Below are 25,008 nucleotides of genomic sequence, written 5' to 3'. Positions count from 1 at the left end.
TCCCAGTCTCTGTCTCCACCACCCAGCGCGCCCTCGTGCATCGGCATAGCCTTGGCGGGTCTGGGCCGCCGGAAACCTTCTATCGGCGGACGTACTGCAAGAAGACGCGCACGCCCTTGAGCAGGGCCCCCACAGTGCCGACGATGCCGAGGAGCGGCTTTTCGATACGGTCGCGGAGCAGACTTTCCACGTCGCGCAGTTTGACCACGGTGTCGCGCACCGCGTCGACGCTCTCCTCCACTTTGCCCATCTGCCGCTGCAGCTGTTTGACGAGGTCGCGCACGTCGTCGACCACCCGTGCCACGTCATGCGCAACAGGCGCCATCTGGAGGCGAACCGTCTCCAGGAGCTTCTCGGCCTCCTTGGCGGTACGCCTGATCTGCCACAGCACCGGAATGAGCGCGAGGACGAAGATGGCAATAAAGGCGGCAATGACCGTGACGCTAATGGACGTCAGCATGGCAGAGCTCCTTCCTGCAGACAAAGGCCCGCCCTATTCGGCACGACGGGCCGGGTAGCACACAGGGGCGGTGCCGCCCCAGGGGTTCTGCGGCGGCACGCTCTCGGTTCCTGTCGTTCGCTCTGGACTGATTAGCTTTCTGCGCCCTTCTTGCCCTTTTCTTCGGCGAAGGCGCGAGCTCCGGCCTCCGCCGCCCGGCGCAGACGCCCCGTCTTTTCCGCGACGGCGCCCTTGGCCTGCTCTACCTTCTCCTCCGCCTCCTCAGCCAGCTCTGCGGCCCGACGGCGCCCTTCGCCCACCAGCGTGGCCGCCCGCCTCTTGAGCTCTGAAACTTCGCGGTCGGCTTCCTCCAGAAACTCCTCGGTACGCTTCTTGATGTCCTCGCGCGTCTCCTTGCCAGATTTTGGGGCGTACAGCAGCGCGATGATGGCGCCAACGGCTCCCCCAATCAGAAACCCTTTCAGAAAAGCGCCGCCTTCCTTGTTCATTGCTTTCTCCTCCACGAAAATGAGTCCGCTCCTCACAGCTTACCAAGCCAGTTCAACCTTGTTGCAGCCGGCTCTTGATTTGACGAAAACCTGGCTCGTCCTCCACCAAGGCCTCGGTGGCCGGGACGCGCCTCAGTCCCCGCTTGACCCATTTCAGCCTCTGTCTGGCCGGCTCATGGGTGACTCGCCACCTGGCCAGGGCCTGCGGATGCTGCTCCTCCAGCGCCCGGAGGCGTTCCACCACGCCCAACAAGCCGCGCGGGTCATAGCCGGCCTTCTCCAGGTAGCTGAGTGCTCGCCCATCGGCTTCTTCTTCGGCGGCACGGCCGTACAGGAGGATGCCCCTTGGGGTGAACAGCTCTGCCACCACCTGCCGCCCAAGAGCCGGATTTGCCCCAAACAATGACTCTGACGCCAGGGCCAGACCATAGCGGGCGCTCACCTGCTCGGCGCCGTGCCGGCACGCCACGTGCGCCACCTCATGGGCCAGAACCGCAGCAAGTTCACAGGCCGTGTCTACCAGCTCGAGCATGCCTCGCGACAGGTAGGCGTACCCACCTGGCAGCGCAAAGCTGTATACCTCCTCGGAGTCGATGACGCGGAACGCAAAGTTTAACCCTGCCCAGTCCGAGTGTGCCGCGATGCGCTGGCCCAGCTGAGCAACGTACTTCTCCGCCTCACTGTCGGCGAGGGGCGGATAGCTTTGCGCCACCTCCTTCGCGCACACCCTGCCCAGCTCCAACTCCTGGTCAACGGTGATGAGCCTCACCTGGTGACGGGTGCCGACCGAAGAGGAACAGCTCGCGATGGAAATGAGCACCGCCGTCATCAGAAGGAGGTTGACGACAAGTCGGTGCAGGGCAACCATGCCTCACCTGCCAATGAGCTTCTTGAACTCGTCTTCCGTGAGCATTGGCACCCCCAGCTCGCGGGCCTTCTCTGCCTTGGAACCGGGGTCGGTACCCACGACGACATAGTCGGTCTTTTTGCTGACCGAGGAGGCAGCATGGCCACCCAATTCTTCCAGCAACCGCTGTGCCTCCTCGCGAGTAAAAGAAGAGAGCGCACCAGTAAACACAAAAGTCTTGCCCGCCAGAAGGCCTGCGGTGACCTTGGGCGCGGGAGCCATGGCGACCCCTGCCTGGCGCAGCCTCTCCAACGTGCGCAGGTTCTCCTCTTGCGAGAAGAACTGCCGGACGCTGCCAGCCACCTGCGGCCCGATGCCGTGCACGCTCATCAGCTGCTCCAAGGTGGCGTGGCTGAGCGCCTCTATGCTGCCGAATGCCCTGACCAGCACCTTGGCCACGTGTTCACCTACGAAGCGGATGCCAAGCGCGAAGACCAGGCGATCCAGACTGCGCCGCCGGCTGGCATCGATGGCGCGCAACAGGTTGTCTGCCGATTTTTCCCCCATGCGCTCCAATTCGGCTATCTGCTCTCGCGTCAGGAAGTAGATGGCGGCCACATCCTTGACCAGCCCCTTGTCGACCAGCTGGTCCACCAGCTTGTCGCCCAAGCCCTCGATGTCCATGGCGCGGCGAGAGGCGAAGTGACGGATGCGCTCCTTGAGCTGCGCGGGGCAGCGCATGTTCTGGCAGCGGTGCACTGCCTCGCCCTCCAGGCGCACCACAGGTCCACCGCACACGGGGCAGGTGGACGGCAAACGATAGGGCTTCTCCTGCCCGGTGCGGCGGGAGGTAATGACTGCCACCACCTCCGGGATCACATCGCCGGCGCGCTGCACGACCACCCAATCGCCGATGCGCACATCCCTGCGGTCGATTTCGTCCTGGTTGTGCAAGGTGGCCCTGCTGACCTCGACACCGCCCACGCGCACCGGCCGCATGACTGCCACCGGCGTGAGGGCGCCTGTACGCCCCACTTGCGCCACAATGTCGATGATCTGCGTCGTCTCCTGGCGCGCCTCGAACTTGGAGGCGATGGCCCAGCGCGGGCTCCTGGTGCGCACCCCCAGGCGCTCCTGCAGATCGAGGCGATTCACCTTCACCACCACACCGTCTATCTCATAAGGCAGCGTGTCTCGCAACTCCTGCATCTCCTGGTGGTAGGCAATTGCCTCACCAACGCCGCGACACAGCCGGACGTGCGGGTTCACTTTCAGGCCCCAGGCCTTGGCGCGCTCCAGGAACTCCTGTTGCGTCGCAAATGACGTTCCCTCCACCCGGCCAAGGGCGTAGCAGTAGTAGTCCAAAGAACGGGAAGCCGTGATGCTCGAGTCCAATTGCCGCACGCTTCCTGCGGCGGCGTTACGGGGGTTGGCGAACAGGGGCTCGCCGGCCATCTCCCGCTGCCGGTTCAGACGCTCGAAGGCCTCCCTCTCCATGATCACCTCGCCGCGTACCTCCAGCCGCGCCGGCGGCGGCTCGGCAGTTGCCAGAAGACGCAGGGGGATGCTCTTGATGGTGCGCAGGTTCTGCGTCACGTTCTCGCCGGTCATCCCGTCGCCGCGGGTCGATCCCAGGGCAAAGACGCCATCGACATAGACCAGCTCCACGCCCAAGCCGTCGAGCTTCGGCTCGCACATGTACTCCACATCCCCGCTGAGGCCCAAGGCACGTTTGACCCGGGCGTCGAACTCCACCAACTCCGCCTCGTTCATGGCGTTATCCAGGCTGAGCATGGGCACCGCATGCGGCACCGTCTCGAAGGCCTCCAGCGGTGGCGCCCCCACGCGCTGCGTGGGTGAATCCGGAGTGACCAGCTCAGGGAATTGCTGCTCCAATTCGACGAGTTCCCGCATCAGCCTGTCGTACTCGGCATCGGAGATCTCCGGTGCGTCGAGCACGTAGTAGCGGTAGTTGTGGTAGTGGATCTGCTGTCGCAGCTCCTCGATGCGCCGCTTGGCCTGCTCAAGTTGCACTGTTCACCCCAAAAGGCTTAGCCCTTGATCACACCCATCGGCCGCAGTTTAGCCACTTTGATGGAGATGCCTGCGCCGTGGACTGCCTCAACCACCTGCGACACATCCTTGTAGGCCTCCGGCATCTCCTCGGCCATCGTCTCGCGGCCGGAGGCCATCACGAAGATGCCGTGGTCTTCCAGCTCGCGATGCAAGTCCCGGCCACGTGCGCTCTTGATCGCCTGGTGGCGACTCATCACCCGACCCGCGCCATGGCAGGTGGAGCCGAAGGTCTCCTCCATGGCCTTCTGCGTGCCCACCAGGACGTAGGAGTATCTTCCCATGTCTCCTGGGATGAGCACCGGCTGGCCGATGGCGCGATACTGCTCCGGCACGTCAGGATGGCCAGGAGGGAAGGCGCGCGTGGCACCCTTGCGGTGCACACAGAGCTGCATCTCCTTGCCGTCCACGCGGTGGCGCTCTATCTTGGCGATGTTGTGCGCCACCTCATAGACCACCTGCACGTTGATGTCCCGCGGGCTCATGCCCATGGCCTTCTCGAAGGCCTCGCGCGTCCAGTGGGTAATCATCTGCCGGTTGCAGAAGGCAAAGTTCACCGCACAGGCCATGGCAGCCAGGTATTGCTGCCCCTCCGGCGACTTGACCGGGGCGCAGCACAGCTGGCGGTCGGGCAATTCGATGCCGTACTTCTGGCTGGCACGCATCATCACGGCAATGTAATCGTCGCACACCTGGTGGCCAAATCCGCGCGAGCCCGTGTGCACGATGATGGTCACCTGGTCCTTGAACATCCCCAGCGCCTCTGCCAGAGCCTCATCGAGGACCTCTTCCACATAGCCTACCTCGACGAAGTGATTGCCGGAGCCCAAGGTGCCGAGCTGCGGGCGCCCGCGCTCCATGGCCTTCGCACTGATCACCGACGGGTCTGCCCCGCGCATCTTGCCGTTCTCTTCGATCTTGTCGAGGTCCTCAGGCCGGCCGTAACCGTTCTTGACGGCCCAGTGAGCCCCCTCCACCAGCACCTGTTTTTCCTCCTGGGCGCTCAGGCGCAATTGCCCCTTGGAGCCCACGCCGCTGGGGATGGCGCGGAAGAGCGCGGCCACCACCTCCTTTATTTTCGGCTCGATGGCCTTGCGCTCTAAATCGGTGCGCAGCAAGCGCACCCCACAGTTGATGTCGTAGCCCACCCCGCCGGGGGAGATGATCCCCTCTTCCATGTCAAAGGCGGCCACGCCCCCGATGGGAAAACCGTATCCCCAATGAATATCGGGCATCGCCAAGGAAAACTTGACAATGCCCGGTAGCTGGGCGACATTGGCCACCTGCTCATGGGCATTGTCGCGGGTCACATCAGGGAGCATCTCCGCAGAGGCGTAGATGCGGCCCGGCACGCGCATCTTACCCTCCTTTGGGATCTCCCAGAGAAAGTCGTTGACCTTACGCAGCTTCGGCTCACTCATATGGCACCATCCTCCCCTTTCGCCTCTCCAGGGTCAGATGTCAAAGATCACCTGCGCTTCCCACTCCTGGTCGCGTTGGGTCACATAGAGCTTGTGGTACGTCACAGCCTTGATCTCGGTGCGAATGGCGTGGCGCTGTGGGTCGACCTTCTCGCCGCAGGCCACTCCTCGCAAGAAACCATCGCCCAATGAGCTAACGCGGAACTCTCCGTAAAGTTCCTGTTCAGTGCAGAACCAGAAGTTCAGTTCCGACAGCCAGTTCACCAAGAGCTGACCCAGGTCGTCGCCTGCCACCGCTACATGGCGGGTGAGGGTATTTCTCACCGCACACTTCGGGCAGATGATCTGGAACATCGCCTCGGCAGCAAGCTCAAACAGCTCCGGCAGCTCTGCGGCCCGTACACGGATGCCCACGTCGCCCGTATGGTTCAGGAGCTCGATGTACCGCCGCGTATCCATGCTCTCCCAGGATCCTGCTGCCTCAATGTAGTAAACCGCCAGGCCATAGTCAACAACTATTTGTGCACGAATTCGATCAGGCTCTCGTCATAGTCCTCAGGGGGCGCGAAGCCCAGCAACTGCAAGATGGTGGCGGCAATGTTGCTGAGGCCTGCGCGCGGCAGGTCCTCCCGCAGACGGTACTCTCCGGCATAGTCAGGGTCAAAGACGATGAACGGCACCGGGTTGAGCGTGTGGCTGGTCTTCGCCTTTGGGTTGCCCGTTGCATCGGTGACCACTTTGCCGTTCTTGCGCTCGAACATCTCTTCGGAGTTCCCATGGTCGGCAGTGATGATGGCCAGGCCATGGAGCTCGCTCACCACCGGCAGCAGCCGCTTCAACCCCAAGTCAACCGCCTCCACAGCGATGATGGCCGAGTGCAGCACGCCGGTGTGCCCCACCATGTCGCCGTTCGGATAGTTGATCCTCCCCCAGCGATATCTGCCGCTCTTGAGAAGACCGATGGTGCCGTCGGCGATTTCGGCGCTTTTCATCCACGGGCGCTGTTCGAACGGCACGATGTCGGAGGGAATCTCCACGTACTCCTCAAGCTCTTCGTCGAACTTGCCGCTGCGGTTGCCATTCCAGAAGTAGGTGACGTGCCCGTACTTCTGCGTTTCGCTGCAGGCGAACTGCCGCACCCCGCTCCGGACCAGGAGCTCGCCCATGGTGCGGTCGATTGCCGGAGGCGCTACAAGGTAGCTCTTGGGGATCTTGAGGTCGCCATCGTACTGCATCATGCCCGCGTACTCCACCTTCGGCCGCGGGCTGCGATCGAACTTGTCGAACTGGTCTTCCTCGAAAGCCCTGCTGATTTCGATGGCCCGGTCACCCCGGAAGTTGAAGAAGATCACCGAATGGTGGTCCTCGATCTTGCCCACCGGCTGCCCGTTCTCGGCGATGACAAACGGCGGCAGGTCCTGATCGATGACTCCCGGCTGCCGTGCGCGGAAAGTGGTGATGGCCTCGGCGGCGGAGCGGAACTGCTCACCTTGGCCATGCACATGTGTCTTCCACCCTAAGGCTACCATATCCCAGTTAGCCTCGTAGCGATCCATGGTGATCCTCATCCGGCCGCCCCCACTGGCGATGCGGTAGTCGACCCCCTCGCGGTTGAGGCTTGCCAAGAAGTCCTCAAACGGCAGCACATAGTCCAGGGCGGAAGTCTCACCCACGTCGCGGCCGTCCAGCAGCACGTGGATTCTCGCTTTCTTGACTCCCTCCCGTTTGGCCTGAACTAACATTGCCTTCAAGTGGTCGATATGACTGTGCACGTTGCCATCGGAGAAGAGCCCGATGAAGTGCAGGGGCCTGTCGTGGCGCAGGCAATTGTCGATGAGGCGCCTCCACACTGGCCCGGCAAACATTTCGCCCGTGCTCAGCGAGCGATTGACCAACTTTGCACCCTGGTCGAAGACCCGGCCAGCGCCAATGGCATTGTGCCCTACCTCGGAGTTGCCCATGTCCTCGTCAGATGGGAGGCCCACTGCGGTGCCGTGCGCCTGAAGGAGGAGATGAGGACACGTCGCGAGAAGCCAGTCGAGGGTCGGAGTGCGCGCCAGGCGGACCGCGTTCCCCTCCTCATGGTTCGAGATGCCAATACCGTCCATGATCACCACAAGCAAAGGGCCCTGGCGGCCCGGGAAATGTCTCAGACGCTGCAGTTTCTCCACGCATTCCCTCCTTTTCGGGAGACAAATTGTTTGCAAAAATCGCGGCAGATTGGTAAATTTGCAGCAAGACGAAAGCGCCACTGGAGCAAGAATCTGATGAGGATCTGCCTTCGCAGCACCGCAGTGCTGCTGCTCTCCCTTCTCGCGGCGGAGGCCGCTGCCACCGCATGGCCCCACGGCCTGAGCCTCAACACCACTGCCCGTTCACTGCCACGGGGCGAGCTGGTGGCCATTGCCTATTCGGAAGCCTATTTCAAGCAAGCTGAGTACACGCAGCCCAATGGCCGGCTCTTTCACGTCACGTACTGGGACATCCAGGGCACCGTGGGCCTGCGCTACGCGCTCACCGACCGCTTGGAGTTGGGCTTCCGCCAGATCCTCTATCAAGACAACCACAAGGTGAGCCCGGGGTTCAATCTCCCCGACGACCTCTTCCTTTCGGCTGCTGTGGCCGGGTTTGGTCCTGCCGGCGGTCACTTCAGCTTTGGTCTCCAGCTGATGGCCCGCGTCCCCTTGGCCAAATACCACAACGTGGTGCTGGAGCCGTACTCGGCCGGCCGCATCGAGCTGTGCACCCGCGCGCTATTCTCCTTAACAACAGAGCCCGGCTCGCCTGGCCGCGGCCTGGAGATGGACGGCTCCATCGGCCTGCTCAACCACAACGACGTGGGAAAGCGCCTCACGGCCGTGCGCACAGACAGCACGGTGGCCCGCGCCTCGTCGCGGCAATGGGTCTGGGCACTTGGGCTGAGTGTGCATCGCGCCCCGTTCACCTTTGGCATAGCGATGAGCGGCAACCGCTTCGTCCAGCAACCGCCGGTCACGGCCTACAGCCGCGAGAGCTACTTCTACCTTTCGCCCTCGGTGACCTATCGCCTTGCCTGGTGGCTGACCATGGGGAGCACCTTGGACATCAGGCTTTACGAAGCTACCGACCAGACGGCTTACTCGAGCCTCCTGCCACGCGTGGGTCACGACTTTGACAACTACCCGCCATGGCGGCTCCGCGTGTTCGCCCAGATGGTGCTGCGCAGCAAGCAGCCGCGGGCGCTCCGTCAGCAGGAGGTCCCGCAGTTGGCGCGGCAGGGCTCGCCGGAGGACGATGCGCTCGTCAGGCAACTGGCCCGGCAGAAGCAGACGGCAGAACAGGCCGAGCAGGAGCTGGAGCGCATCAGACAGGAGCGCGAGCGCGTGGCCCGCATCCTGGAGAAACTTCGCGAAATGGTCGCTGCGCAAAAGGCGACCAACCCTCCGCCGCCGGAAAGGGAGAAGCCTTAGAACCTCTCCTCGGGCCTACAGCACGCGCTCGCGCAGGAACTCCACCAGCCGATCGATCGCCACCCGCTCCTGGCGCATGGAGTCACGTTCCCGCACGGTGACGGTCTGATCCTGCAACGACTGCGAATCCACGGTGATGCCGAACGGAGTCCCCGCCTCGTCCTGCCGCCTGTACCGGCGGCCAATTGCCCCCGACTCGTCATAGAACACCACAAAGTGCGGACGCAGCATGTCGACGATCTTGTGGGCCAGCTCTGGCATGCCATCGCGCTTGACCAACGGGAAGACGCCGGCCTTGACGGGCGCCACTTTCGGCGACAGCCGCAGCACCACCCTTTGCTCGCCCTCTACCACGTCCTCATCGTACGCCTCAACCAGGCAGGTGAACAGCGTGCGGTCCACGCCGGCTGAGGTCTCGATGATGTACGGCACATAGCGCTCGCGCGTCTGGTCGTCAAAATAGCTCAAGTCCTTGCCCGAGTACTGCTGATGCCGCGACAGGTCAAAGTCGGTACGGTTGTGAATACCCTCCAGTTCCTTCCAGCCGAAGGGGAACTCGTACTGAATGTCAAAGGCGCGTGCCGCATAGTGGGCAAGCTCATCCTTGCCATGTTCGTGGAAGCGCAGGCGCTCCCGCCGGATGCCCAGCTCATAGTACCACTGCATGCGCTGCTCGCGCCAGTAGTCAAACCACTGGCCGTCGGTGCCGGGCTTGACGAAGTATTGCATCTCCATTTGCTCGAACTCGCGCGTGCGGAAGATGAAATTGCCTGGGGTGATCTCGTTGCGGAATGCCTTGCCGATCTGGGCGATGCCGAAGGGGAGCTTCTTCCGCGAGGAGTTGAGCACGTTGAGAAAGTTGACGTAGATGCCCTGGGCAGTCTCCGGGCGCAGGTAGACGATGCTGGCCTCTTCCTCCACCGGCCCCATGTGCGTCTTGAACATGAGGTTGAACTGCCTTGCCTCGGTCAGTTCGCCGCCACATTCCGGGCAGCGCGGGCCTTGCACCTCGTCGGCGCGAAAGCGGCGCTTACACTGCTTGCAGTCCACCATCGGGTCGTGGAAGCCCTCCACATGTCCTGAGGCCTCCCACACCCGCGGATGCATGAGGATGGAGGCATCCAGGCCGACGATATCGTCGCGCTGTTGCACCATGGCTTTCCACCAGCGTTCTTTGATGTTCTTCTTGAGCTCGACGCCCAGCGGGCCATAGTCGTAGCAACTGGTGATGCCGCCGTAGATTTCGCTTGACTGGAAAATGAAGCCTCGCCTCTTGCACAGCGAGACAATCTTGTCCATCACATCAGGTGGTCTGTGGGTCATCGTCCCTCTCTTGTGCCGTTCCCTAGGAGTGCGTTTCCTGTTTTGTCTGCGCCCGGCGCAGGCCCTCCTCAATCTCTGCCAACACCTGCAGCGCCCGCAGGTCGCGTAAAGGCTCTAAGTGGAAGGAGGCCAGCTTGCAGAGCGCCCTATCCACCTCCATTCCCGTTTCTGGCGGCACCGCGACATTGCCTGCCTGAGCCGGACGTACCTGCGCTGTCCAGCGCAGCAGAGTGAAGGCCGCTTGGCTCATGCTCTCCGCCGCCGGGCGGCAACGGGCGCAAAAGTACCTTCCCCCTTCCACGTCTAAGAGCACGGGGCCCCCCACCTCGTGCGCGCCGCACTGGGCGCAGCGCTCCAGTTGCGGCCTCACCCCATGTAGCTCCAAGAAGTGCATCTGAAAGCTGCGCACCACATTTTTCAAGCCGCGCTCGGCACTGTCCAGCGCGCTCAGGGTCTCCGCGAGCAGCGCAAAGAGGGCTGGTTGCGGAGCCTCGCTCACCTCGGTGCGCAGGACCCATTCACAGACCAGCGACGCCAAGGTCATCCGCCCCAGCTCGCTGCGCAGCCGCAAGAACGGGCACACGATGTCCGCCTGGCTGAGGAACTGCAGCTGGTGGGTCTCCTTTCGATAAAACACCACGTGCACATGATTAGGCGGCTCCAGACTTCCCCAGAAGCGACTCTTAGTGCTCCGCGCCCCTTTGGCTACTAAGCTTAGCTTGCCGAAGGCCTTGGTGTACAGGGTGAGGATCTTGGTCATCTCCCCCTGCCTACGGCTGCGCAGGACGATCGCCTCTGTCTTGGCTAAGGCCACTGTACTTCCCTTGCAGGCAACGCGCCAGCCGGTTGCTCAGCTGCACCAACTCCGCCAGGGTCAACTGCTCGGCACGGCGCGCGAAAAGCGGCTCGTGGAGCGCGTCCAGGAGCGCCTTGTCGCACGTTCGGGCCAGTGCGTTCCTCAGCACCTTGCGTCGCTGCCCGAAGGCGGTCCGCACAAACTGCACGAAAAAGCTCCGATCTTCCACCTGAAAGCGGGGACTCGCCAAGAAGGCCCAGCGGACAATCGCCGAGTCAACTTTGGGCCGCGGCCGGAACACCTGCGGCGACACTTCAAACAGAAAGTGCACGTCAGCAACCAGCTGGCTGTGCACCGCCAGCGGCCCGTATTGCTTGCTGCCCGGCCTTGCCACCACCCGCCGGGCGACCTCCTTCTGGAGCATGAGCATCATGTCCTGCACCGCGCCGACTTGCTCCAGCACCCGGAAGATGAGGGGCCCGGAGATGTTGTAGGGAATGTTGCCGAGCAGTCGCACGCGCCCGCCAGGCGGGGCAAGGGCCGCCAAGTCCACCGTCAAAAAGTCGGCCTCTACCACCTCGACGCCGGCAACTCCTCGGAGCCGGGCCGCCAGCTCGGCAGCCAGCACTCGGTCGAGCTCCACGGCAATCAGCCGGCGGACCTCACCGGCGAGGAGCTCGGTGAGCGCCCCTTGTCCAGGGCCTATCTCCACCACAGTGTCGGTGGGCTGCGGCGCGAAGGCGCGCACGATTTTGCCCGCCACGTTGCGGTCCACCAAGAAATGTTGGCCCAAACTGCGCTTGGGGCGCAACCCGGTTACCGGCATGGCCCCTCCACCAGTCGCTCAGCGCGCCGGTGACCTATTCCCGCCGGCAAAACCGAACAGCCGCCGGGCATTCTCCGTGGTCCTCTGCGCCACCTCCGCCAGCGGCACGCCAAGAACATCCGCCACCTTTTGCGCGATGAGGTGCACATAGGCCGGCTCATTACGCCTGCCCCGGTGGGGTTCTGGCGCCATGAAGGGGCAGTCGGTTTCTAACAGCAGACGTTCCAGCGGCACATGGGCCAGCACCTCGCCAGCGCGCGCGTTCTTGAACGTGAGCACGCCTGTGAAAGAGACATGGAATCCCATGGCCAGCACTTCGCGGGCGCCTTCTATCCCGCCGGAAAAGCAGTGGAACACGCCGCGGCCAGAATCGCCCATCACTTCCCGCACGGCGGCGAGCACATCGTCCCAGGCCTGGCGCGTGTGGATGATGACCGGCAATCCCACATCCGCAGCCATGCTCAGTAAACGACCGAAGACCTGCCGTTGCACGTCCCGAGGGGAATGGCCGCGGTAGTAATCCAGACCGATCTCGCCGACCGCCACCACCTTGGGGTGCCGCGCCAAGGTGCGCAGTTCCCTGAGCGCCTCATCCCTGGCAGTAGCGGCATCATGCGGATGGATGCCCACCGCGGCATACACCCCTTCATATTTCTCGGCAAGGCGCACCGAGGCGAGGCTGCTGGCAAGGTCCACGCCCACGTTGACTATGGAAACCACTCCCACTTCCCTGGCTCGCCGAGTGACATCAGCCACATCTTCAGCAAGCTCGGGAAAGTCGAGGTGAGCGTGAGTATCGATAAGCTCCAGGTTCACTCCACTTGCGCCCCGGCAGGAAACTCCTTGTCGGTGGTCACCAAGGCCAGCTGTCCGGACTTGTCGACCGCGGCCAGGAGCATGCCCCTGGACTCCACGCCGCGGATGGTGGCCGGAGCCAAATTGGCCACGACGACAATGGTCTTGCCCACCAGCTCCTCTGGCCGATAGTACTGCGCGATGCCCGCGACGATCTGCCGTTGTTCCCCGCCAATATCGATCTGCAGGCGCAGCAGTTTGTCGGTCTTTTCCACTGGTGCCGCCGCCAACACCTTGGCCGTGCGCAGTTGCACCCTGTTGAACTCCTCAAAGCTAACCTGCTCGCTCACTTTCTCCTCCTTGTCCTCTGGCCGCCGGCGTGCCTCCAATTTGCGTATCTCCGGCTCGATTTCCTCGGGTTCGATCTTCCGGAACAGGATCTCCGGCGTAGAGAGCCTGTGTCCGGCGGGGAGACGATCGGTCCCTGCGCGGTCCCACTCCTGGTCTTCGACCCGGCCGGGCAGACCCAGCATCTGCCACAGGCGCGCCGCGGAGAAAGGGAGAATGGGGCTTTGCACGACTGCCAAAGCGCGCGCCGTCTGCAGGCACACGTTGATGGTGGTGGCACAGCGCTCCGGGTTAGAGGCCACGGTCAGCCACGGTTCCTGGTCGTTGAAGTACTTGTTCGCTGCCCGCGCCAAGTCCATGAGGGCGGCGGCAGCTTTGCGCAACTCAAAGCGTTCCAAGAGATCGCCAATCGTCACCGGGCCTTGTGCAAGAAGGCGGAGCATCTCCTCATCGGCTGCCTGCGGCTGGCCGGCTTCTGGCACCGCTCCGCCGAATTTGCTGTGGGCAAAGGCCAGTGTGCGGTTGACAAAGTTGCCCAGAATATCGGCTAACTCGCTGTTGTTCTTCTGGCGAAAGTCTTCCCAGGTAAAGTCGGCGTCCTTGGTTTCCGGAGCATTCGCCGCTATCCAATAGCGCAGGGGGTCTGGGTCGAAGCGCTCCAGGCAGTCTCGTAGCCAGACCGCATAGTTGCGGCTGGTGCTGAGCTTGGCCCCGGCGATATTCAGGAACTCGTTGGCTGGAATGTCCGCAGGGAGTATGAACTCCCCGTGCCCCATGAGCATCGCCGGCCAGAGGATCGCGTGGAAGACGATATTGTCCTTGCCGATAAAGTGCACCAGCCGCGTACCGGAGTCCAGCCAGTAGTCGCGCCAGCGCTCCGGCTGGCCCCTCGAGGAAGCCCAATCCATGGTCGCAGAGATGTAGCCGATGGGCGCCTCGAACCAGACGTAGATGACCTTCCCCTCGTAACCCGGCAGGGGAACGGGCACGCCCCACGGCAGGTCGCGCGTCACCGCCCGGTCTTCCAAGCCCTCGGCAAACCAGCCACGGCAGTAATTGAGCACGTTGTCTTTCCACGAGGTCTTTTCGGCCAGCCACCGCTCCAGTTTCTCCTGGAACGCGCGCAGCCGCAGGAAGAGATGGGTGGAAGGACGCACCTCTGGCCGTGCCCCGCACACCTTGCAATAGGGCTCGATGAGGTCGGTGGGGCTGAGGGAGCTGCCGCAGCGCTCGCACTGATCGCCGCGCGCACCCGCTGCCCCGCACTTGGGGCACTTGCCCTCCACATAGCGATCCGCCAGGAAACGGTTGCACGTGGGGCAGAAGTACTGTTCCACCACCTTCTCGACGAGATAGCCGGCCTTGTGCAGGCGCAGGAAAAAATCCTGTGCCGTCTTATGGTGGATGGGCAGCGAGGTGCGCGAGAAATAGTCAAAGCTGATGCCAAAGCGCGCAAAGCTCTCCTTGTGGTCGCGGTGCCAGTAGTCCACCACCTCCTGCGGCGAAACGCCCTTGGCCTCGGCAGCGATGGAAATTGGCACACCGTGTTCATCGGTGCCGCAAATAAAGAGCACGTCGCGGCGCTTCAGCCGCTGGTAGCGCACGTAGACATCCGCCGGCAGATAGGCGCCCGCTAAATGCCCCAAATGGATGGGGCCATTGGCATACGGGAGCGCAGCGGTCACCAGGAGGCGCGAAAAAGAGTTTTCGCCTTCCGAGTCAGTCTTGGGCATTACCTTCCCTCACTTTTTCTTCTTCCCCACCTTCTCGGCCTTGGGCAGCACCTGGCACTGCTCCAGCTGCGCTCGGGAAAGGACTTCCACACTTTGATCCTCGTAGCGAATATGCACCTGCTCCCGGAAGATGTCTACCTTCTCCAGAACACCAGTCCCCTTGGCCGTCTTGACCCGGGAGCCCACTTCTGGAAAGGAAGCCAGCGCTGTCTTGTAGAACTGCCTCTCATAGACCAGGCAGCACAACAGCCGTCCGCACAGGCCCGACAGCTTCTGCGGGTTCAGCGGCAGGTTCTGCTCCTTGGCGCACTGGGTAGTCACCGGCTCGAACTCGCGCAGAAAGGTATTGCAGCAGAGCTGCCGGCCACAGGCACCGAAGCCGCCGATGCGCCGTGCTTCGTCGCGCACGCCAATCTGCCTGAGCTCGATGCGCACGCGATACTCCGCAGCTAAGTCCTTGACCAGCTCGCGAAAGTCCACCCGCTTTTCGGCAGTGAAGTAGAAGGTGATCTTGTTGCAGTCGAACTGGAACTCCACATCCACCAGCTTCATGGCCAGGCCGTGCTTGGCGATCTTCTCCTTGCAGACCTGAAAGGCCTCGGCCTCCTTCTCGCGGTTGGCGCGATAGCGTTCCATGTCTGCAGGGCTGGGCTTGCGCAGGATGTTGCGCACGGCCATGCCGGCTGCCTTCCGCGTGATGAGCGGCCCGACTTGGTTCACGATGCCCAGGTCTTCCCCCCGCTGCGCCTCGACAATAGCATAGTCGCCCGGTTTGAAGGGAAACTGCTGGGGATTGGCAAAGATCTCCTTGCGCTCGCCTTTGAAAACTATCTCTATGTAGTCAGACATTGCTCTTCCTCCTGAGGGCACGCCTCAGGTGTTGAAACAGGACAATCAGCACGAGGCTCAGCTCCAAGTTGCGGTCGATGCGCGCGATGGACTCCTCGAGGGCGCCAATGGCCTCCTCAAAGTCGATCTGCTCAAATGCGCCTACAAACTTTTGCAGCCAGTCGAGCCGGTCAAAGTTGATGAGCATGCGTCTGCGGTCCGCCTCGGGGCCTGCCGCCGTGAGCACCAACGCGTCGTGGAAGATGCTCAAGAGCAGGCGCAGATACTCTTTGACCATCCCTCTGTCGCCCAACGCGCGCAGCTGTTCGGCTTGCAGCACATGGTCATGGTCGGCGCGGATTGCCGTCCGCAGGAGCTCGATGGCCTCGTCGCGCCGTTGATTGACGTCTTGCTCCAACCACTCTATCGCTCGCCGGTAGCTGCCATTGGCCATGCCGGCGATGAGGCGCGCCTGTTCCGCAGGCACCTGCCGCCGCTCGATCAACGCCTCCTCTATTTCCTGCGCGGTGAGCAGAGCAAAGCGCACCTGCTGGCAGCGCGACACGATGGTGGGCAACAGCGCTTGCACCATCGTGGTAGTCAGGATGAGCGTGGTCGCCGGCGGCGGCTCCTCAAGAAGCTTGAGAAGCGCGTTGGCAGCCTCTGCGGTCATGGCGTCTGCCTCGGCAAGGATCACCAGGCGCCCGCGGCCCTCGAAGGACTTGAGCGAGCTATCGTGGCGGATGGCGCGAATCCGTTCGATGGAAATGACCGGATTAGCCCACGGCCGGAGCCTGGCATACGGCTCCTGGACCACGCTGTCCAGTATCTCTCGTTCGCGTTCGGCGTCTATCTCGCGTGGTGCCGGGAAGACGAAACGCACATCTGGGTGGGTCAAAGCGGCAACCTTGCGGCAACTGGCACATTCCCCGCAACCATGAGAACCCTGCCTCTCGCACAGGATCGCCTGCGCCAGGGCCAGAGCGGTGACCTCCTTTCCCACGCCCTCCGGGCCAAAGAAGAGATAGGCGTGAGCCAGGCGGCCGTGCTCCAACGCCCGCTGGAGAACCCTCTTTGCTCCTTCTTGGCCGATGACCTGTGCGAATGCCATAGCCTCTCGATGCCGCTTGCGCCGCTCCGCTCACGGACGCGCGCTCAACCACTCCAATGGATTGAGGTGATTTGTGCCCTTCCACACCTCGAAGTGGAGCACTGCTCCACCCAAGACCCCCTTTTCCCCCACGGTGCCGATGCTCTGCCCAGCGGCGACTTCCTCTTGCTGCGCGACGTTGATCTCTCCCAGCCGAGCGTAGACGGTGTAGTAGCCAGCACCGTGGTCGACGATTACGATGTTGCCACCGCCTCGCTGCCAGGTAATCACTGCCACTTTGCCCGCAGCCACGCAGCGCACTGGCGCCCCTTCCCGGCTCTCGATATCCACGCCGATATTTTCGGTAACGGTGCCCAGCTGGGGGTGCTTGTTCCGGCCGTACTTGCCCACGACTTTTCCTGCAGTGGGCCACGGCAGGCGTCCCTTCTGGGCAGCCAAACCTGCGAAAGTGGTGGCGCTACTCGGCGCGGGAGTGCCTAACCGTTGCTTCTCCGCCGAAGCAATGAGCTTCTCGATGCGCTGCGCCGCCTCCTGGTACTCTTGCAGCCGACGCTGCAACTGGCTCTTGTCGCGGCGTACCTCGGCGAGCAGCTTGGCGCGCGTGCTGCGGCTGGCGCGCAGGTTGTCCTCCTCGCGTCGCTTTTCTGCGAGCAGGCGCGCCTGTTCATCAAGTTGCCGACGGAGTGCCACCTGCTGCGCGGCAATCTCTTCTTGCTTGGCTGTCAGGCTGCGCAGGCGCAGCTGGTCGGCTTGGGCGATGCGCCTTTGCAAACGCGCCCAGGCGCGTGCTTGCGTCAACGAACGAGCCCGCAGCAGAAGCTCCAGGTCCTTGCTGCGCCCGTACTTGTAGTAGTGCACGATGCGACTGCGCAGGCCCTCCTTGATGCGCGCCTCTTCCTTCTGTGCCTCTGCGGACTGGGCGCGCAACCGCTCGATCGCCTCACGATTGCGCCGTTCTTGCCGCTCCAGCGACTGCAAGAGCGAGCGCGTGAGGGCGATCTCGCGGTCGAGGCTGGCCAGCATGTCCAGGAGCGCCGACTCACGCTTCTCGCGCTGCGCTAACTGCGCACGATAACGCTCGATCTCGGCGCGCACACGCTTGAGCTCCCGCTCCTGGTCTTCCGGCAGAGCCTGCGCCCCCAGCGCCAGCGGCAGCAAGGCCAGCAGACCGCCAATCGCCCCGACAGCCACCGCTCTCTTCGTGCCCCTCATATCTTGTTAAGGTACTCCTTCAGCCGGACAAAATCAACAGGAAAGTTGGCGCGATTTTTGACTGACCCCTGAACACTCCATCCGACTTTCACGCGCGGGGGGGAGGTGCTACGGGAGGCAGATTTTGCCCAAGACAGTCCTCCGGCTGGCCCCGGTCGCGCCGGGAAGGTTACCTGGCTGATCGGCGACCGTCGCATTGGCGAGGACGGCAAAGGAGATGGCCTCCTTAGCCTGCGCGGGGATGCCGTGCGCATCGCTACGCTCTACCAGCGTGCATGAGCCGAAACGGCAGGCCAGCATGTGGAGCAAGGTGGGATTGCTGGCGCCGCCACCGCTGACAATCAGGCGGTGCAGCGGCAGCGCAGACCCGGCAAAGCGAACGACTGCGTCGTGGATGCTGGCCGCGGTGAGAGCAGTGGCCGTTGCTACCAGGTCGGCGCGTGCGAGACGAAGCCTTTCCCCTCGCCTCACGAACCAGCGGAGGAACTCCCCACCGAACTCCTCTCGCCCCGTTGACTTGGGAGGCAGCCGCGCGAAGAACGGATGCCGCAGCACCTCGCCAACGAGCCTCTCGTCGCACCTCCCTCTGGCCGCAACGGCACCGTCTCTGTCCAGGGTTCGGCGGAAGAACCGCCTCATGAGCCCATCAATGAGCATGTTGCCGGGGCCAGTGTCGAAGGCCAGCACCTGCTCAGGGGCGCAACTGGCAGGGAGAAGGGTCACGTTCGCGATGCCGCCGATGTTCAGCACACATCTATTCTCCGTGGGCGAGCGGAAGAGCAGATAGTCCACAAAAGGAACCAGCGGAGCGCCTTGGCCGCCCACGGCCATGTCGGCAGGGCGAAAGTCGGCCACGGTCACGATGCCTGTCCGTTTGGCGATCACCGCCGGCTCAGCGATCTGGAGTGTGCCCGTGACCTGGCGCCCGCAGAGCTCCTCAGGGACCGGCAGGTGGTGAACGGTCTGGCCGTGGCTGCCGATGAGGTCGACATCAGAAGGTGCCAGTCCGGCCTCGGCCATTGCGGCAAGGGCCGCCTCGGCGAAGAGCTCGCCCAAGAGGAAATTCAGGCGGCAGATGCGGTCCACACGGCCTGTGCGCGCCGAAGAGCAGGCGAGGATCTCACGCCGCACCTGCGGTGGCCAGGGCGCGCAGCGGAAGTGCAGCAGTTCCAGCGACATCCCCTCGCCGGCCCCGGCAATGCGGCAAAGAGCGGCATCGACAGCGTCGGCTGAGGTGCCGGACATGAGCCCCAGCACCACTTTCTGCCGCTTCTGGGCAAGCTGGAGCAGTCTCATGCGCCCCTACGCCTGCTGGCCCCGGTGCAGCTTAGCCAGGACCTCCTCGGTGACCGGGATGCCGGCCTTCTGCAATGCCAGGATGACCGCGCCGGCCACCGGCTCGAACCTGGGCCAGTCGATGCTCACCCTTGCCGAGACTTTGTCCAACTCTTCGCGCATGAACGGCTCCAGGACCGGCCTCTGCTTGAACACGCTGCCCACCAGCGCGACCTTTACTTCTCCGCCCTCCAAACCCAGTCTACGCGCGACGGTGGCGGCCATCTTGCCCAGTTCACGCCCGGTGAGCGCAACAATGTCCCGTGCCACCTGGTCGCCGGCGGCCGCCTCCTCAAAAACCATGGGGGCAGAGGAGGCAATCGCCGCTCGGTCGAGGTCTCCGCCATACACCCGCGAAATCACCTGGTCGATGCGCTCCACCCCACAGGCCCGTTCCAGGCGAGGCCGTAAGGAGGTGGCCGGCCCCCTGCCGTCCAAGTCCTTGAGGGCGGCAAGGAGCGCCTCGCGCCCCAAGAAGTAGCCGCTCCCTTCGTCGCCCAACAGGTAGCCCCACCCTCCGCAGCGCACTACCTGGCCGTCCGCCGACTTACCGAAGCAGATGCTGCCGGTGCCGGCAATGATGATGATGCCAGGGCCTTCGGGAAAAGCTCCAGCCAAGGCGATGCTGGCATCGGTGTCCACGGTGAGGGCCCGTGCCAGGCCTGCTCTGCCGAGCGCCTGCTGGGCTGCCTCGCGGTCGCCGGGCCTGCCTGCCCCTGCCAGGCCGAGGTACATGTGATCCGGCAGGAGGCTCGCGAGACCGCTCCTTTCCTGCAATGCCTGCAGCACCTCTGCAATCACGCCCGGCAACTTGTCGGGCCCGACCACCTGCACGTTCGACACGCCAGCCTCCGCCTGCGCCAGGACTTCGCCGCTTTCCTTCGCCAGCAGGGCCCGGGTTCGTGTGCCACCTCCGTCTATTCCGACCACCAGTGCCATAGTCTTCCCTCTCTATGTCTGCATTACCCGCCACACCTTACGCACCACCAAGCTCACCACGACCACCTTCAGCGCCTCCCCTGGCAAAAAGACCGCCGCACCCGACCACAAGGCCACCCCGAGGCTCATCCGTCGTGCTACTACCACATTGAGGGTGAAATAGAGGTAGCTGACGCCTAAGACCAGGACCAGCAACGCGGCGCCGCTGTTTGCCAGCACGAGGCGCCCCCATGAAGGGATTTGGCTATGCCACTGGCCCCGCTGATGCACCAACCTCGACACGAGGGCGCTCGCCAACGGAAACGCCAGAAGGTAGCCAAACGTGGGTTGCAGCACCACACCCAGGCCTGCGCCCGTGGCGAAAACCGGCAGCCCCATCAGCCCGCAACCCAGGTAGACGAGCTGGGCAGCCAAGGCATACCCAGCCGGAAGCAGACTGCCGCCCAGAAACACGAACAGCGTTTGCAGCGTGATGGGCACCGGCCACATGGGCAGGCGCACATACGCCCCCACCGCCGTGAGCCCAGCCACCGCGCCAGCCAACACCAGGGGGAGTGCCTTCCTTTGTCTGTTCACCGTCCTTAGCACTGAACTGCGCTATCCTCACCTGTCCACATACTGAAAGAGGCAGACCTGCATCTGCCTCTCACCGCTCGCCGGAGTATAAGGCCAGTTCAAGACGACGGCCGAGCAAAATCTTGCCGTTTCTTCTTCGAGTCGAGGTCCAGCTGCTTGAGGTACTTGCGAATCTGGAACCACCCAAGTTTGACGTTACCGAAGCGAGGGGTGTTGAGCTCCTTGAGTATCTTGGCGGTACCGGCCTCAGGAAACTCAGCCACCACCCGCTTGATCTTCTCGACGATGGCCTCTTCCTCCTGTTGGCGCTCGGCAGAGGCAGTCGCCATCGTGGCTCCGGCCGACTCCCAGCCGCGACCACCCTGCTCCTCGCCTACCGGCACCACCACGCGCCCCTTGGCCCTGGCCTCGGCATCAAAGTCCCTGATGGCCTCTTCCACGGTGTCGAAGGCTTTGAGGATGTAGTGGAACTCCAGGAGCTCAAAGACCTCGTAGACATCGGGGATCATGCCCACCAGTTTGAGGTCTCCCCCTTTCTCCCGAATGCCTTTGATCTCGCTAATGAAGATGCCCCAGCCCGCGCTACTGATGTAGTCGACATTGGCAAGCTCGATGATGACGTTGTAGGTACCGGCCTTGAGCAGCGAGGAGAGCGAATGCTCCAGTTCGGCCGAGGTGGTAGTGTCGATGTAGCCGCCCACCTTGATGATGGCGATATCGTCCCTGCTGCTCGGCTTCTCCACAGATAGCTGAATACCTTCCATAGGCGAGCATCTCCTGATGTGCAATGACCAGGACACCGTTCGGCGATGCGCAGGGCTCCTGCTCTGCCCTTCACCCAAGGTGTCAAGCCGAAGGAAATATATCAGAAACCACCCTAAAAGTCAACCCGAAAGTTGCCTCTACCTGCCATGAGGGCTGCGCTTGGCCAAAAGCTGCCGCGCTCTCTCGATGTTTTTCTCGATGTCCTTGCGACTGGGGTCGAGGCGCAGCACCGTCTGCCACTCGGCGATAGCCTTCTCGAACTCGCCCCGGTTGGCGTAGATGGCGCCCATGTTCTCGTAGGCATCGGGGTCCGAGGCGTCGATCTCCTTGACTCTCCGGTATTCTTCGGCTGCCTCCAGATACATCTTGTTGCGGAAATAGGCGTTGCCCAGGATGCTGTGTGCTTCCTTGAAATCCGGGTACTCCTCCACCACCCTCCGGAACTCCTGGATGGCCTCGTCATAGCGCTCTGCGTGGTAGAGACGCAGGCCCTTGAGCAGCACCTTTTCGGGCAACAACCGTTCTTCTTGGGCTTTGCGCACTTGCACGGGTTGCCGGTACGGCGCTTCTTCTGCACGATCTGCGTGGAAGGAGGCGGCACCTTCCTGGCGCCCATTGCCACCCTCTTCGGGGACCGCCTCTTCCAGCGATTGCAGAAACTCGGCGAAGGCGCGCTCTTCGGCATCCTGAGCGTGCTCGGGCAACAGCTCTTCCTCAGGGGCAGCAGGAGGCGGCACGGATTCCTCCCAGAAGCGCTCCAGTTCTTCGAAGGCGAAGCCGGCTTCCACCTCCTCGTGGCCCTCCGGCGCCTGTGGCGGGGCCTCTTGCTGCGGCTCCGCCTCTTCCGGCGCCTCCGCCGCGGGCTCGAGCTCTTGAAACAGTTCTAACCACTCATCCCCGCCGATGAGCTCCTCAACGGCCTCGCCCTGGGTCGGCACTGGGGGCGCCTCCTCCTCAGCCAACTCTGGCTCCTGCTCTACGGCAGGAGGTTCAGCCTCGGGCACCGGCTCCCTTACCGGAGGCACCGGCTTGCTGAGCAGTTCTTCCAACGGCTCGGTGAGGAGCTGTTCCAGCTCGATATCTGGGAACGCAAGCGCGGGGATCTCCGGCTCCCGCGGTGGAGTGGCCCGTGCCGGTTCCGCGGTCTTCTCCCGCTCGGCGCGGCGCTCACGCTGCGGCGGCACTTGTTCCTCGCGTCGCTCCTCGCGACGCGGAGGTGGACCGACCGGCAACAAGGGCGCCTCCAGGGGCTGCGGCTTTTCGATAATGACGCGACCGTCCAGGGTGAGCAGCGGCGTGCCCGGGGGCTTCATGCGGCGCCTGGTGCCACGTTTGGCCACGAAGGCCTCCCGCAGCTGGCGTGTGTTCAGTCGACTGCGCACCAACTCATCGTAAATGGCCGCCTCGGAAATCGTCTCGAAGCCGTACTTCTCTGTGGCCAACTCCTCGGCGATGCGCTTGGCCCCGTACTCCGGGTGCTCGCGGATGATGTCGTAGATCTTGGTCTTTTCCTCTATGCTGAGGTGCTTTGCCTCCACAGGGACAACACCGGCATCCACCTCCACCGCCTCGACGCCGCGCTCTTCGAACAGGCGGCGGTACTTGCTCATGGCATACGTGGAGATGCCCGCCTCGGCGCATGCCTCGCGCAGGTTCTTGCCTGCCTGCATCAGTCCGAAGGCACGTTTGGCACGCTCCAGCTCGATAACTTCGGCGCTGGCCTGCTCCTTGATCGCCACCAGGGTGATGTCGTCGCTTTGCGGATTGCCCTCGGTGAAGGAATGGAGCTCGTTCTTCAGCTGCTCGACGAACGCCTCCACGGGCAAATGGCTGTAGTCGCGGATCACTTGCAGAAGGCGCTCATCGCCGAACATCTCCCGCTGCGGATTCATCGCCTCGGTGATGCCGTCGGTGTACAGAATGAGAATGTCATCCGGCGCAAGGCGGATGGTATCGGACTGGATGGTCCGCCGGAACAAGTCCTTCTCCGGCAGGGCGATGCCGATGGGGAAACCCTGCGGGTTCAAGTAGTAGGTCTTGCGCGTGGCGCCGCGATACAGGATCATGGGGTTGTGTCCGGCACTGGCGTAGTTGATGCGGCGCCGCTTGGAGTCGAGAATCGCGTAAAAGACAGTAACGAACATCCCCTTCTTCATGTCGTTGATGACAAAGTCGTTGACGCGGGCCAGAACCTCGGCGGCCGAATAGATACCCCGCGCCTCGGTGCGCAGCGCGGTGCGAATCATGGTCATCACCAACGACCCTGGCACGCCTTTGCCGGAGACGTCAGCCACGGCGATCCCCAAAGTGTCGCGGTCCACCTCCACAAAGTCGAAATAGTCGCCACCGACCTCCTTTGCCGCCTCGTAAAAGGTGGCAATGGAGTAGCCTTCGATCTTCGGCAGCTCGGTGGGGAGCAAGGTGCGCTGGATCTCCTGGGCCACCTGCATCTCTTTGCGCAGCCGTTCCTGCTCGGCCAAGTTCTTCTGCGACTCGCGGAGCTTGGTGGTGATATCGCTGAACGCCTGGGCGATCTCGCCCAATTCGGTGGAGGAGTCGATGTCGAGCTCGTCTTCGACCTCCTCGTGTCCGAGCGTGCGCACCCATTGCGCCAACTTGCGGAAGGGATTGAGCACCACGTAGACCAGCAGGAAAGTGCCTGCCACACCAATGCCCAGCACCACCAGGGCGAGACGAAGGCTCTCTTTGCGGCGGCTGGCAGCTATGGCATCAGCCACTCCTTTGCGCAACCACAGGTGGGTGCTGCCCACAGGTGCCCCGGTCTCCTGCGCATAGAGGGGATACGAAAGCTCGATGACCTCCTTCCCCTCCCAGGCGAAGATCGCCGTGTGCTCATCGATGCGGCGGACCTTGGCAGGGTAGACGAACCGAGCGTAGAGGAGGGGCGAGGAGACCGAAGCGGCGCGCACGGTGCCCGTGGAGTCCACCATGAAACAATCCACCACCAGCTCCGGGAACCTGCTCATGGTGCTCTGAATCTTTTCGCCAGCGCTGACTTCTGCGGTGAAGTCGATGGTGTTGCCCTTGATGTCCGCAGCGATACTGCTGGTGAGGGTTTGCGCAATGGGGACCCCGCGCCCGAGCACCTCGCGCAGGGCATTGTCGTCTTCCTGGCTGTAGAAGTACAGGTAGCCTGCCGTCACGATGGCCGTGACTGCCGCGCAGGCAATGGCCGAATAGCGCGCCTTGAGGCTGAGCGAAAGCGAAGGCACATGGAAGCGCCGCGCCCGCACCGGCTCACGCCGCTTGGTCAGGCGGAGCTCATTGCCCTCCTCCGTCTTGCGGTAGTCGATATCGTCCAGCAGGCGGCGCATGATGAAGATGCCGAGTCCGCCTTTCTTACCGATGCTGACATAGCGCTTGAGGTCGGGCGGCTTTACCCGCCGCGGGTCGAAGTACTTGCCTTGGTCAATGAGTACGAAGGTGAGGCTGTTGCGCTTGACAATGGCGCGTACCGTGATGGACCCCTCCCAATCGCGGTACGCATGCTTGATGATGTTGGTCGTCGCCTCGTCGATGGACAGCTTGAAGGCGTTGATCACCTGCTTGGAGAAGCCGTACTTCTGCCCGATCTTGGCGACAAAATCGCGGATGTCGGCAAGATAGTCGATGTGGGCTGGGACAACCAGCTGCTCTTTTATGGGCGTGCGGATCACGTCGCG

General features: G+C 63.1%; 21 protein-coding genes. 1 reads left to right on the top strand and 20 read right to left on the bottom strand.

What is annotated here, in order from left to right:
• Nucleotides 1–79: 79 nt before the first annotated feature.
• From NUW13_14450 to gpmI, 7 genes are all read right to left on the bottom strand, one after another.
• Nucleotides 80–460 (bottom strand): DUF948 domain-containing protein, encoded by a 381-nt coding sequence (locus NUW13_14450; protein MCR4440219.1) that lies wholly within the window; start codon nt 458–460, stop codon nt 80–82.
• A 131-nt stretch (nt 461–591) separates the two neighbouring features.
• Nucleotides 592–948 (bottom strand): YtxH domain-containing protein, encoded by a 357-nt coding sequence (locus NUW13_14445; GenBank protein MCR4440218.1) that lies wholly within the window; start codon nt 946–948, stop codon nt 592–594.
• Nucleotides 949–1,000: 52 nt separating this feature from the next.
• Nucleotides 1,001–1,816, bottom strand: a complete 816-nt coding sequence (locus NUW13_14440; protein ID MCR4440217.1) for a M48 family metalloprotease — start codon at nt 1,814–1,816, stop codon at nt 1,001–1,003.
• A gap of 3 nt (nt 1,817–1,819) precedes the next feature.
• Nucleotides 1,820–3,829, bottom strand: coding sequence for an NAD-dependent DNA ligase LigA (gene ligA / locus NUW13_14435; protein MCR4440216.1), 2,010 nt, complete (start codon nt 3,827–3,829; stop codon nt 1,820–1,822).
• Nucleotides 3,830–3,846: 17 nt separating this feature from the next.
• Nucleotides 3,847–5,289: an RtcB family protein gene (locus NUW13_14430; protein MCR4440215.1), complete on the bottom strand. Its 1,443-nt coding sequence runs from the start codon at nt 5,287–5,289 to the stop codon at nt 3,847–3,849.
• A 33-nt stretch (nt 5,290–5,322) separates the two neighbouring features.
• Entirely contained in the window at nt 5,323–5,748 is a 426-nt protein-coding gene (locus NUW13_14425) for an archease (protein MCR4440214.1), read from the bottom strand.
• A gap of 56 nt (nt 5,749–5,804) precedes the next feature.
• The gene (gene gpmI, locus NUW13_14420; GenBank protein MCR4440213.1) at nt 5,805–7,460 is read right to left on the bottom strand and encodes a 2,3-bisphosphoglycerate-independent phosphoglycerate mutase; all 1,656 of its coding nucleotides are present in this window, start codon (nt 7,458–7,460) and stop codon (nt 5,805–5,807) included.
• 96 nt (nt 7,461–7,556) lie between these two features.
• Between gpmI and NUW13_14415 the strand changes: the two genes are divergently transcribed.
• On the top strand, nt 7,557–8,738 hold the full coding sequence (locus NUW13_14415) for a hypothetical protein (GenBank protein ID MCR4440212.1): 1,182 nt from the start codon (nt 7,557–7,559) through the stop codon (nt 8,736–8,738).
• Nucleotides 8,739–8,753: 15 nt separating this feature from the next.
• Here the strand turns inward: NUW13_14415 and NUW13_14410 are convergent, their stop codons facing one another.
• From NUW13_14410 to NUW13_14350, 13 genes are all read right to left on the bottom strand, one after another.
• Entirely contained in the window at nt 8,754–10,061 is a 1,308-nt protein-coding gene (locus NUW13_14410; GenBank protein ID MCR4440211.1) for a glycine--tRNA ligase, read from the bottom strand.
• Nucleotides 10,062–10,083: 22 nt separating this feature from the next.
• Entirely contained in the window at nt 10,084–10,821 is a 738-nt protein-coding gene (gene recO, locus NUW13_14405) for a DNA repair protein RecO (protein ID MCR4440210.1), read from the bottom strand.
• 10 nt (nt 10,822–10,831) lie between these two features.
• Entirely contained in the window at nt 10,832–11,683 is an 852-nt protein-coding gene (gene rsmA / locus NUW13_14400; protein ID MCR4440209.1) for a 16S rRNA (adenine(1518)-N(6)/adenine(1519)-N(6))-dimethyltransferase RsmA, read from the bottom strand.
• Between the two features lie 18 nt (nt 11,684–11,701).
• Entirely contained in the window at nt 11,702–12,493 is a 792-nt protein-coding gene (locus tag NUW13_14395) for a TatD family hydrolase (protein MCR4440208.1), read from the bottom strand.
• Between the two features lie 2 nt (nt 12,494–12,495).
• Complete coding sequence (metG, locus tag NUW13_14390; GenBank protein ID MCR4440207.1) at nt 12,496–14,559, bottom strand: methionine--tRNA ligase; 2,064 nt, start codon at nt 14,557–14,559, stop codon at nt 12,496–12,498.
• 9 nt (nt 14,560–14,568) lie between these two features.
• Nucleotides 14,569–15,237 (bottom strand): stage 0 sporulation protein, encoded by a 669-nt coding sequence (locus NUW13_14385; GenBank protein ID MCR4440206.1) that lies wholly within the window; start codon nt 15,235–15,237, stop codon nt 14,569–14,571.
• A 163-nt stretch (nt 15,238–15,400) separates the two neighbouring features.
• The gene (gene holB / locus NUW13_14380; GenBank protein MCR4440205.1) at nt 15,401–16,498 is read right to left on the bottom strand and encodes a DNA polymerase III subunit delta'; all 1,098 of its coding nucleotides are present in this window, start codon (nt 16,496–16,498) and stop codon (nt 15,401–15,403) included.
• 30 nt (nt 16,499–16,528) lie between these two features.
• Nucleotides 16,529–17,710: a peptidoglycan DD-metalloendopeptidase family protein gene (locus NUW13_14375; protein ID MCR4440204.1), complete on the bottom strand. Its 1,182-nt coding sequence runs from the start codon at nt 17,708–17,710 to the stop codon at nt 16,529–16,531.
• A 108-nt stretch (nt 17,711–17,818) separates the two neighbouring features.
• A complete protein-coding gene (locus NUW13_14370; protein MCR4440203.1) occupies nt 17,819–19,006 on the bottom strand; it encodes an anhydro-N-acetylmuramic acid kinase in 1,188 nt (395 codons plus the stop codon).
• 6 nt (nt 19,007–19,012) lie between these two features.
• The gene (locus NUW13_14365) at nt 19,013–19,984 is read right to left on the bottom strand and encodes a hypothetical protein (protein MCR4440202.1); all 972 of its coding nucleotides are present in this window, start codon (nt 19,982–19,984) and stop codon (nt 19,013–19,015) included.
• Nucleotides 19,985–19,996: 12 nt separating this feature from the next.
• Nucleotides 19,997–20,560, bottom strand: a complete 564-nt coding sequence (locus tag NUW13_14360; protein ID MCR4440201.1) for a biotin transporter BioY — start codon at nt 20,558–20,560, stop codon at nt 19,997–19,999.
• Between the two features lie 98 nt (nt 20,561–20,658).
• Entirely contained in the window at nt 20,659–21,324 is a 666-nt protein-coding gene (locus NUW13_14355; protein MCR4440200.1) for an STAS domain-containing protein, read from the bottom strand.
• Between the two features lie 138 nt (nt 21,325–21,462).
• Nucleotides 21,463–25,002: a SpoIIE family protein phosphatase gene (locus tag NUW13_14350; protein ID MCR4440199.1), complete on the bottom strand. Its 3,540-nt coding sequence runs from the start codon at nt 25,000–25,002 to the stop codon at nt 21,463–21,465.
• Nucleotides 25,003–25,008: the final 6 nt, after the last annotated feature.

It is taken from the genome of candidate division KSB1 bacterium (assembly GCA_024655945.1).
Lineage (GTDB): Bacteria > Zhuqueibacterota > Zhuqueibacteria > JANLFK01 > Oleimicrobiaceae > Oleimicrobium.
Note: the sequence above shows the minus strand (reverse complement) of the source record. Positions and strands in the feature narration are given on the sequence as shown.

Coding starts and splice junctions, on each gene's coding strand:
- NUW13_14450 (MCR4440219.1), bottom strand. CDS start 460: ATGCTGACGTCCATTAGCGTCACGGTCATTGCCGCCTTTATTGCCATC.
- NUW13_14445 (MCR4440218.1), bottom strand. CDS start 948: ATGAACAAGGAAGGCGGCGCTTTTCTGAAAGGGTTTCTGATTGGGGGA.
- NUW13_14440 (MCR4440217.1), bottom strand. CDS start 1,816: ATGGTTGCCCTGCACCGACTTGTCGTCAACCTCCTTCTGATGACGGCG.
- NUW13_14430 (MCR4440215.1), bottom strand. CDS start 5,289: ATGAGTGAGCCGAAGCTGCGTAAGGTCAACGACTTTCTCTGGGAGATC.
- NUW13_14425 (MCR4440214.1), bottom strand. CDS start 5,748: ATGGATACGCGGCGGTACATCGAGCTCCTGAACCATACGGGCGACGTG.
- NUW13_14415 (MCR4440212.1), top strand. CDS start 7,557: ATGAGGATCTGCCTTCGCAGCACCGCAGTGCTGCTGCTCTCCCTTCTC.
- NUW13_14410 (MCR4440211.1), bottom strand. CDS start 10,061: ATGACCCACAGACCACCTGATGTGATGGACAAGATTGTCTCGCTGTGC.
- recO (MCR4440210.1), bottom strand. CDS start 10,821: ATGACCAAGATCCTCACCCTGTACACCAAGGCCTTCGGCAAGCTAAGC.
- rsmA (MCR4440209.1), bottom strand. CDS start 11,683: ATGCCGGTAACCGGGTTGCGCCCCAAGCGCAGTTTGGGCCAACATTTC.
- metG (MCR4440207.1), bottom strand. CDS start 14,559: ATGCCCAAGACTGACTCGGAAGGCGAAAACTCTTTTTCGCGCCTCCTG.
- NUW13_14385 (MCR4440206.1), bottom strand. CDS start 15,237: ATGGCCGTGCGCAACATCCTGCGCAAGCCCAGCCCTGCAGACATGGAA.
- holB (MCR4440205.1), bottom strand. CDS start 16,498: ATGGCATTCGCACAGGTCATCGGCCAAGAAGGAGCAAAGAGGGTTCTC.
- NUW13_14375 (MCR4440204.1), bottom strand. CDS start 17,710: ATGAGGGGCACGAAGAGAGCGGTGGCTGTCGGGGCGATTGGCGGTCTG.
- NUW13_14370 (MCR4440203.1), bottom strand. CDS start 19,006: ATGAGACTGCTCCAGCTTGCCCAGAAGCGGCAGAAAGTGGTGCTGGGG.
- NUW13_14365 (MCR4440202.1), bottom strand. CDS start 19,984: ATGGCACTGGTGGTCGGAATAGACGGAGGTGGCACACGAACCCGGGCC.
- NUW13_14355 (MCR4440200.1), bottom strand. CDS start 21,324: ATGGAAGGTATTCAGCTATCTGTGGAGAAGCCGAGCAGCAGGGACGAT.